Origin of the sequence: Corynebacterium sp. (assembly GCF_012838985.1) — a bacterium.
Classification (GTDB): Bacteria; Actinomycetota; Actinomycetes; order Mycobacteriales; family Mycobacteriaceae; genus Corynebacterium.
Window position 1 is genome coordinate 1 of sequence record NZ_DUOE01000213.1, and the last position, 8127, is coordinate 8127.

8 protein-coding genes are annotated in these 8127 nt (G+C 70.3%); 4 read left to right on the forward strand and 4 right to left on the reverse strand.

Annotated features, from left to right (window positions below; all coding sequences use genetic code 11):
• The 3 genes from GXZ33_RS11985 to GXZ33_RS11995 form a co-directional block, all read left to right on the forward strand.
• A partial coding sequence (locus tag GXZ33_RS11985) for a CAP domain-containing protein (RefSeq protein WP_291341411.1) occupies positions 1 to 447 on the forward strand: 447 nt, incomplete at its 5' end.
• A gap of 19 nt (positions 448 to 466) precedes the next feature.
• A complete protein-coding gene (locus GXZ33_RS11990) occupies positions 467 to 1816 on the forward strand; it encodes a nicotinate phosphoribosyltransferase (protein ID WP_291341412.1) in 1350 nt (449 codons plus the stop codon).
• An 85-nt stretch (positions 1817 to 1901) separates the two neighbouring features.
• A complete protein-coding gene (locus GXZ33_RS11995) occupies positions 1902 to 3872 on the forward strand; it encodes an ATP-dependent DNA helicase (protein ID WP_291341413.1) in 1971 nt (656 codons plus the stop codon).
• Here the strand turns inward: GXZ33_RS11995 and GXZ33_RS12000 are convergent.
• Positions 3860 to 4627, reverse strand: coding sequence for a hypothetical protein (locus tag GXZ33_RS12000; protein WP_291341415.1), 768 nt, complete (start codon positions 4625 to 4627; stop codon positions 3860 to 3862). The two genes, GXZ33_RS11995 and GXZ33_RS12000, sit on opposite strands and share 13 nt — an antisense overlap.
• Positions 4628 to 4716: 89 nt before the next feature.
• Between GXZ33_RS12000 and GXZ33_RS12005 the strand changes: the two genes are divergently transcribed.
• The gene (locus tag GXZ33_RS12005; protein WP_291341417.1) at positions 4717 to 5445 is read left to right on the forward strand and encodes a Crp/Fnr family transcriptional regulator; all 729 of its coding nucleotides are present in this window, start codon (positions 4717 to 4719) and stop codon (positions 5443 to 5445) included.
• Here GXZ33_RS12005 and GXZ33_RS12010 read toward each other — a convergent pair.
• From GXZ33_RS12010 to GXZ33_RS12020, 3 genes are all read right to left on the reverse strand, one after another.
• Positions 5442 to 6071, reverse strand: coding sequence for an aminoacyl-tRNA hydrolase (locus tag GXZ33_RS12010; RefSeq protein WP_291341422.1), 630 nt, complete (start codon positions 6069 to 6071; stop codon positions 5442 to 5444). The two genes, GXZ33_RS12005 and GXZ33_RS12010, sit on opposite strands and share 4 nt — an antisense overlap.
• Before the next feature lie 110 nt (positions 6072 to 6181).
• On the reverse strand, positions 6182 to 7435 hold the full coding sequence (gene serB / locus GXZ33_RS12015; protein WP_291341423.1) for a phosphoserine phosphatase SerB: 1254 nt from the start codon (positions 7433 to 7435) through the stop codon (positions 6182 to 6184).
• Between the two features lie 156 nt (positions 7436 to 7591).
• Positions 7592 to 8127: cbb3-type cytochrome c oxidase subunit I (locus GXZ33_RS12020; protein WP_291341419.1), on the reverse strand; the 536-nt coding region annotated here is incomplete at its 5' end.

Below are 8127 nucleotides of genomic sequence, written 5' to 3' on the forward strand. Positions count from 1 at the left end.
TCGCTGCTGCTGGCCTTCACTCCCGGTGGCCCGGCCAGCACTGATCCCGGGGACCCCGGCGATGACATCGGCTACGTCACCCCCGACGCGGAGACGCAGGCCCGTCTCACCGAGATCCGCAATGATTTCGCGATCGCGGTGACGACCCTGCGGGTCAAGGAGCATGTCCCGCCGCTCGCCCACGACGCCCACCTGGAGCTGTCCGCGCAGCGCCACGCGCAGAAGACCGCGGTCCTGGGCCGGCACGTCGAGTCGCCGAACAACGTCACCATGCTGCAGCACAGCCTGCCGCTGGAATCGGCCTCGGGACACGCCTTCATGGAGGCCTGGCTCCACTCGGCTCCACACACCGCGGTGCTTCTCGACGACCGCTACTCCTTCTACGGCACCGGAGTCGCCGTGGGGCACGGTCGCGTCTGGGTGACGCTGCAGCTCTCCGCCAGCTGACCGATATACAGTGGGCGGTGTGAACGAGATCGCCTCCTCCTCCCAGGCAGCCTCGCTGCCGCCGAACCGCTCGACGTCGCTCCTCACGGACATGTACGAGCTGACCATGCTGCAGGCCGCACTGCGTGACGGCACGGCACACCGCAGCTCCACCTTCGAGGTCTTCGCCCGGCGCCTGCCCAATGAGCGGCGCTACGGTGTCGTCGCCGGCACCGCCCGCGTGCTGCGCGCGGTGCGGGACTTCGTGTTCACGGAGGACCAGCTCACGCACCTGAGTTTCCTGGACGACCGGACCCGTGACTACCTGCGGGACTACCGCTTCACCGGGCAGATCGACGGCTACCGGGAGGGCGAGCTCTACTTCCCGTACTCCCCGCTGCTCACGGTGCGCGGTACTTTCGCCGAGTGCGTGATCCTCGAGACGGTCATCCTGTCGATCATGAACGCGGACTCCGCGATCGCCTCGGCCGCCGCGCGTATGGTCACGGCCGCCGACGGCCGCCCGATCATCGAGATGGGTTCCCGCCGCACCCACGAGTACGCGGCGGTCACCGCCTCCCGGGCCGCCTACCTGGCGGGTTTCACCGCCACCTCCAACTTGGAGGCCTCCCACCGTTACGGCATCCCGGCCTCCGGCACCGCCGCGCATGCGTGGACGCTGCTGCACATCAACGACGACGGCACCCCGAACGAGGAGCTGGCCTTCCGTTCCCAGGTCGAGTCCCTCGGCGTGGACACGACCCTGCTGGTGGACACCTACGACATCACGAAGGGCGTCGAGACGGCCATCCGTGTCGCCGGTCCCGAGCTGGGTGGCGTCCGCATCGACTCGGGTGATCTCGGCGCGGTCACCCGGCGCGTCCGTCGGCAGCTCGACGACCTCGGGGCGCACAACACCCGGATCGTCGTGTCCTCCGACCTCGACGAGTTCGCCATCGCCGGTCTGCGCGGCGACCCGGTCGACGTCTACGGTGTCGGCACCTCGGTGGTCACCGGTTCGGGTGCCCCGACCGCCAGCATGGTGTACAAGCTGGTCGAGGTGGACGGACACCCCGTCGCGAAGCGCTCCCGCGGCAAGGGCATGACGGGCGGCGGCAAGCAGGCGGTGCGCACGTACCGCTCCTCCGGTGTCGCCGTCGAGGAGCTGGTCTCCCCCTTCGGCGCGGAGGCCCCGGACACCGGGCACCTCACCTCCCGGCAGCTGACGGTCCCGCTCATGCGGGACGGCGTGGCGGTGGAGGGTCTGCCGACCCTCGACGAGTCCCGCGCGCACCTCGCCGAGCAGCTGCTGACGCTGCCGTGGGAGGGCCTGGCGCTGTCGCGTGACGAGCCGTCGATCGGCACCCGTTTCGTGGGCTTCCCCGACTAGCGGGAGCCTCTCCCCCGGCCCGGCCGGCCCCCGGCGTTAGACTCGGGGGCCGGCCCTTCATCTTCTTCCCGCCAGGAGGCACTGCGTGAGCACGGAACCGCTGACCCACTCCACCACCACGCTTCTCGACGCCGCCGTCGACGCCCTCGGCGGCACCCGCCGCGACGGTCAGGTCGCCATGGCGGAGGCCGTCACACGCGCCCTGGAGACGGAACGGCACCTGGCGGTGCAGGCGGGCACCGGCACCGGCAAGTCGCTGGCCTACCTCGTCCCGGCGATCCGGCACGCGCAGGCCACGGGTTCCTCGGTGATCGTCTCCACGGCGACCATCGCGCTGCAGCGGCAGCTGGTGGAGCGAGACCTGCCCCGCCTGGCGGACGCCCTGGAGAAGGTCATGGAACGCCGCCCCACCTTCGCGATCCTCAAGGGCCGCTCCAACTACGTCTGCCTCAACCGCATCGGGGCGGACGAGGACCCGGAGGAGGCCCTCCTCGACGAGGCCGACGTCTCCTGGCTGGGCCGGCACGTCGCCCGCGTCCACGAGTGGGCCCAGGAGACGGAGAGCGGCGACCGCGACGACCTCGAACCGGGCGTGCCGGACCTGGCGTGGCGGCAGGTCTCCGTCACCGCGCGCGAGTGCCTCGGGGCATCGCGCTGCCCGCACGGCGAGGAGTGTTTCGCGGAGGCGGCGCGTCGGAAAGCACATGAGGTCGACATCGTGGTGACCAACCACGCCCTGCTGGCCATCGACGCCCTCGCCGACATCGACATCCTCCCCGAGCACGACGTGGTCATCATCGACGAGGCCCACGAACTCGACGGCCGCATCACCTCCGTCGCCACCAACGAGCTGTCCCGCACCGCCCTGACGCTGGCCGCCAAGCGCGCCGGGAAGCTGGGCGCCGAGGGCCGCGACGACAAGGTGGTGGAGCTCACCGACGACTGGCTGGCGGCCGCCGCGCTGCTGCCCTCCGGCCGGTGGACCGGCATCGACGACACGGCCCGCGGACCGCTCGCCGGTCTCCGTGACGGCCTGTGGTCCCTCCGCGACGCCGTCGCCCGCGCCCCGGAGGGGGAGGCTGCCCACGATCCGGAGAAGAACGCCGAGCGGCAGAACCTCTCCAACCACCTGCAGGAACTTCACGACGCCATCGTGCGCATCCTCACGGTCTTCGACGAGGAGGACGCGGCGTCGCAACGCGACGTCGTGTGGCTGGACCGCGACGACCGCCGCGGCGACGTCCTCATGGTCGCGCCCCTGTCAGTCGCCGGGCTGCTCCACGAGCGGCTCTTCGGGGAGCAGACCGTGGTGCTCACCTCCGCGACGCTCACCATCGGCGGACGTTTCGACGCGATGGCCGCCTCCTGGGGGCTGCCCAAGGGGTCCTGGGACAGCCTGGACGCCGGCACCCCCTTCGACCCGCGCCGCTCCGGCATCCTCTACACGGCGCGCCACCTGCCGGACCCCGGCAGGGACGGCCTCGCCCCCGAGACCCTCGACGAGATCCACGAGCTCATCATGGCCGCCGGCGGCCGCACCCTCGGACTGTTCTCCTCCCGCCGTGCGGCGGAGCAGGCCGCCGAGGCCATGCGCGCCCGCCTGCCCTTCGACGTCTACTGCCAGGGCGACGACACGACCGGCGCCCTGGTGGAGAAGTTCGCCCGCCACGAGAACGCCTGCCTCTTCGGCACGCTCACCCTGTGGCAGGGCGTGGACGTGCCGGGCAGCGCCTGCTCCCTCGTGCTCATCGACCGGGTCCCCTTCCCCCGCCCGGATGACCCGCTGCTGCAGGCCCGCAAGGAGGCCGCGGAGGCCGAGGGCCGCAACGGCTTCATGGAGGTCGCCGCCACCCACGCCGCGCTGCTCATGGCGCAGGGCGCGGGACGGCTGCTGCGGTCGGTCTCCGACCGCGGCGTCGTCGCCGTGCTGGACAACCGGCTGGTGACCAAACGTTACGGCTCCTTCCTGCGGGCCTCCATGCCCGCCTTCTGGGAGACGACCGACCCGACGGTGGTCCGCGGCGCCCTGGAGCGCCTGGTGGCTCAGGGCCGGTGAAGGAGCCGGTCACCGCTGCCCTGGAGTGCGGCGTGCGCCAGCATGCAGGCGTTCAGCGGGGTCGTGACCAGCACCCCGATCACCGTCAGACTGCCCACCGCGTTGAGCAGCAGGGAGAACAGGACCAGCAGGAGTGAGTGTCCGGGATTCCGCCGGACGATCTCCACGGAACCCCGGAAGATCCCGCTCAACCCGCTCTCCGGGCGGCTGAACGCCAGGTACGGCACGAACATCAGCAGCACCGCGGCCACCAGCCCCGGAATGACCAGCAGCACGAGACCGATGACCGTCACCAGCCCCATGAGCACATAGGCCACGAACGGGACACCCAGCTCCCGCAGACGGAAGAAATCCCCGAGGGTGACCGGCCCGCCCTGCACCTGCTGGACGGCGTTGCGGTAGACGTTGAGGGTCCACACCATGCTCAGCATGACGGTGACCAGCCAGACGAGGATCAGCGCGGCCACCGTCGCCGGTGACAGGGCCACGACCTCCGGCTGCACGTCGCCGGTGGACGACCGCAGGACGACCGGGACGACGACCACCACCGTGAGGATGACCGTCACGGCGATGATGATGAGCATCGCCAGGACCCACGGCAGCACGTTGCTGCACAGTGCCTTCGCCCCCTGGGTGAGACTCTCCACCGCGTCGAGGGGGCGCGGTTCACCGGGTGGCACCGGCTGCGGAACGGCCGCGGGCAGACCCGCATAGCCGGTGTAGTCGGTGTGGTGGGGGTCGTCAGGGCGTGTCATGGCCGATCCTTTCGAGGATGTGTCTTGGACCTCAGTGTCTCACGGAAGGCCCCCGGATTCTGCCCCTGCACAGGACCTACGATGGGGCCATGTCAACGCACCCGGTCCGACGCACCTGCGGCCAGCCCCACCACTGCGACGCCGCCACCCGCGACGCCGTCATGGCCCGGTCCCCGCTCACCCGCGACCTCACCCCGGAACAGCGGCAGGAACTCGACACGCACCTGACCGCCCTGGCCTGGGCCGAGGGAGACCCCCTCATGATCGCCGGCGACACCCCGGGCGGAGTCCATCTCATCATGTCCGGCCGTGTCCGCGTCACCCACGACACCGCCGAAGGACACGGCATCACCGTCGACATCGCCGCCCCCGGCGACGTCCTCGGACCGCTGAGCACCACCGCCTCCCCCACGGAGGAATCCGCCTGGGCGATGGAGACCACGTGCGCACTGTTCCTCCCGGCGGAGTCCCTGGCGGCGGTCGTCGGCAAGTTCCCCGCCCTCGCCCTGGCCCTGCTGCACCTCCAGCAGGCACGCCTCACGCAGGGCCGCACGCGGGAGATCGCACGGGCCACCCGCACCGTCGAGCAGCGCGTGGCCGACGTGCTCCTGGACCTGGCCGAGAAACTGGGGCAGCGCCGGTCCGACGGCTCGATCCTCCTGCAGGTGTGGCTCCGGCGGGACGACATCGCCGGGCTCGCCTCCACCACCGTGGAGTCCGCGTCCCGGGCGATGGCCCGGATGAAGCGCGCGGGGCTCATCGACTCGGGGCGCGAGTGGGTCCCGCTTCTCGACGCCCCCTCCCTCACCCAGCTCTAACTCCCGGGGACCGCCAGCACCGTCATGGCGTCGGGGGCGACCTCCGTGTAGCCGGCATCGCGCACCGTCACCACTCCCGGGGTGTCCAGCTGCGCCGCGAACTCCGCGTGCGGCACCTCCCGCACCTGCAGCTCGAAACCGCGGGCCGCCCACGCGCGGACCCACCCCACGTCCTGGGCTGCGGCCAGCAGCATGCTCGCGTGCCCGACCTGCGCGGCCGCCTTACCGGTGCTCATCCGCAGATCCCGGTCGACGAGGATCAGCGGCGTGCCCGGCTCCACGGGGCCCGGCTCATCCTGGGGCAGCTCCGTCCCCTGGATCTGCAGCTTCCGCACCGGCGGCGGGACCTCCGACACCGCCGACGGAACGAACGCCCGTGCCTGGGCACCGCGCACATCGACGGTGACACCCGGCACCTCCTGTACATCCACCCAGGCCTTGTTGCGGGCCCGGCGGGCGACCTTACGGATCAGGTGGTCGTACCAACCCTCCAGCCCGGCCCGCCAAGCCGGGTCCTCCGCGACCTGTTCCGAGAGGCAGACGGCGACAACCGCCCGCGCCGCGGCCTCGAGGAGGTCGGTACGGCGGGGCGGTTGTGTCTTCGGCACGTGCAGTGCGATCTGCATCGCCTGCACGGTCTCCGGCTGCTCCGGGTTCTCGGAACGGTCATGCCGGTTGTCGCTCACCCGCGCGCTCAGGAGGGAGTGCGCGAGGGCGAGCGGATCGGTCTCCTCCACTAGCGTGCGGAGACCTCGAGCGGAACACGACGGAAGGTGCCGTCCTCCAGGTCGGACTCGTCGATCTCCTCGCGCGGGACACCCAGGATGTGGAGCACCTCGTCGAGGAAGGGGTAATTCACGGAGGTGTCGGCGATCTCGCGCAGCGCCGGCTTGGCGTTGAACGCGATGCCCAGGCCCGCCGCAGAGAGCATGTCGATGTCGTTGGCTCCGTCACCCACGGCGACGGTCTGGTACATCTGCAGGCCGGAGTCCTCGGCGAACTCACGCAGCAGCTCGGCCTTGCGCGCGCGGTCGACGATGTCGCCGGTGACGCGGCCCGTGAGCTTGCCGTCGACGATCTCCAGGGTGTTCGCGCGGACGTAGTCCAGCTGGAGGTCCTCGGCCAGATCCTCGAGGACCTGGATGAAGCCACCGGAGACGACGGCCGTGCGGTAACCCATCTTCTTCAGGGTGCGGATCGTGGTGCGGGCACCCGGGGTCAGGACGATGTCGCGGGCGACCTCGTCGATGACGGAGGCGTCGAGACCCTCGAGGGTGGCGACGCGCTCACGCAGGGACTCCTCGAAGTCGAGCTCGCCGCGCATGGCACGCTCGGTGACCTCCGCGACCTCGGCCTCCTTGCCGGCGTGGGCGGCCAGCATCTCGATGACCTCACCGGTGATGAGGGTGGAGTCGCAGTCGAAGATGACCAGACGCTTGGAGCGGCGCAGCAGGCCGGCACGCTCGATGGCGATGTCGACGCCCAGCTCGGTGGTCAGCACGGCCAGTGCCTTACGCATGGCCTTGCCGCCGCCCGGCTCCGGGTTGGCGATCGTGATCATGATCTCCAGGCCGGTGATCGGGTAGTCCGCGATGCCGCGGATACGGTCGATGTTCGCACCGTAGTTGGCCAGGGTCTGGCCGATGGCGGAGACGTCGGCGGCGGTCACCGGGTTGCCCAGGACGACAGCCACGTGGGTGGAACGCGGGCTGGAGTGCAGCCCCTCCGGCGCCTTCTCGACGGTCGCGACCTGGCCGTGACCCTTGAGGGTCTCGGACAGGCCCTCACGGAGGCGGTCGACGCGCTCCGGGTCGACGCCGACGTAGGCGGCGAGGGAGAGGAAACCACGGAACTGGGACTGCTCGACGTCGAGCAGCTGCACGTCGTGTGCGGACAGGACGCGGAAGAAGGCGGCGGTCACGCCCGGCCGGTCACGGCCGGTGAGGGTGATGACTGCGGACTCCAGTCCGGGCTGGAGCTCCACCTGCAGCTGCTGCTGCTGGTCGAGGTCGGCGGTATCGGGGTTCTGAGCTTGATCTGCCACGGGATCATTCTTTCATGGGAGGGGTGTTTCGACATGCCGCAACCCCCGGTAGAGGGATCTACCGGGGGTCGTGTCAGTCGGAGGGGTCTATGTCAAACCCTTTTAGCGGACCTCGGCCGGAGCCGGGGACTGGGTCTTCTCCGCGCGCTCGTCGTGGGCACCGGTGTGTGCCTCGCGACGCATGCGCTCAACCATGTGCGGGTAGTGCAGCTCGAACGCCGGGCGCTCGGAGCGGATACGCGGCAGGGAGACGAAGTTGTGACGCGGCGGCGGGCAGGAGGTCGCCCACTCCAGGGAGTTGCCGTAGCCCCACGGGTCGTCGACGGTGACGACCTCGCCGTAACGCCAGGACTTGAAGACGTTCCAGACGAACGGGATGACGGAGGCGCCCAGCAGGAAGGAGAACACGGTGGAGATCTGGTTCAGCAGGGTGAAGCCGTCAGAGTCGAGGTAGTCGGCGTAGCGGCGCGGCATACCCATGTTGCCGACCCAGTGCTGGACCAGGAAGGTTCCCTGGAAGCCGATGAAGGTGATCCAGAAGTGGATCTTGCCCAGACGCTCGTCCAGCATACGACCGGTCATCTTCGGGAACCAGAAGTAGACGCCGGCGAAGGAGGCGAACACGACGGTACCGAACA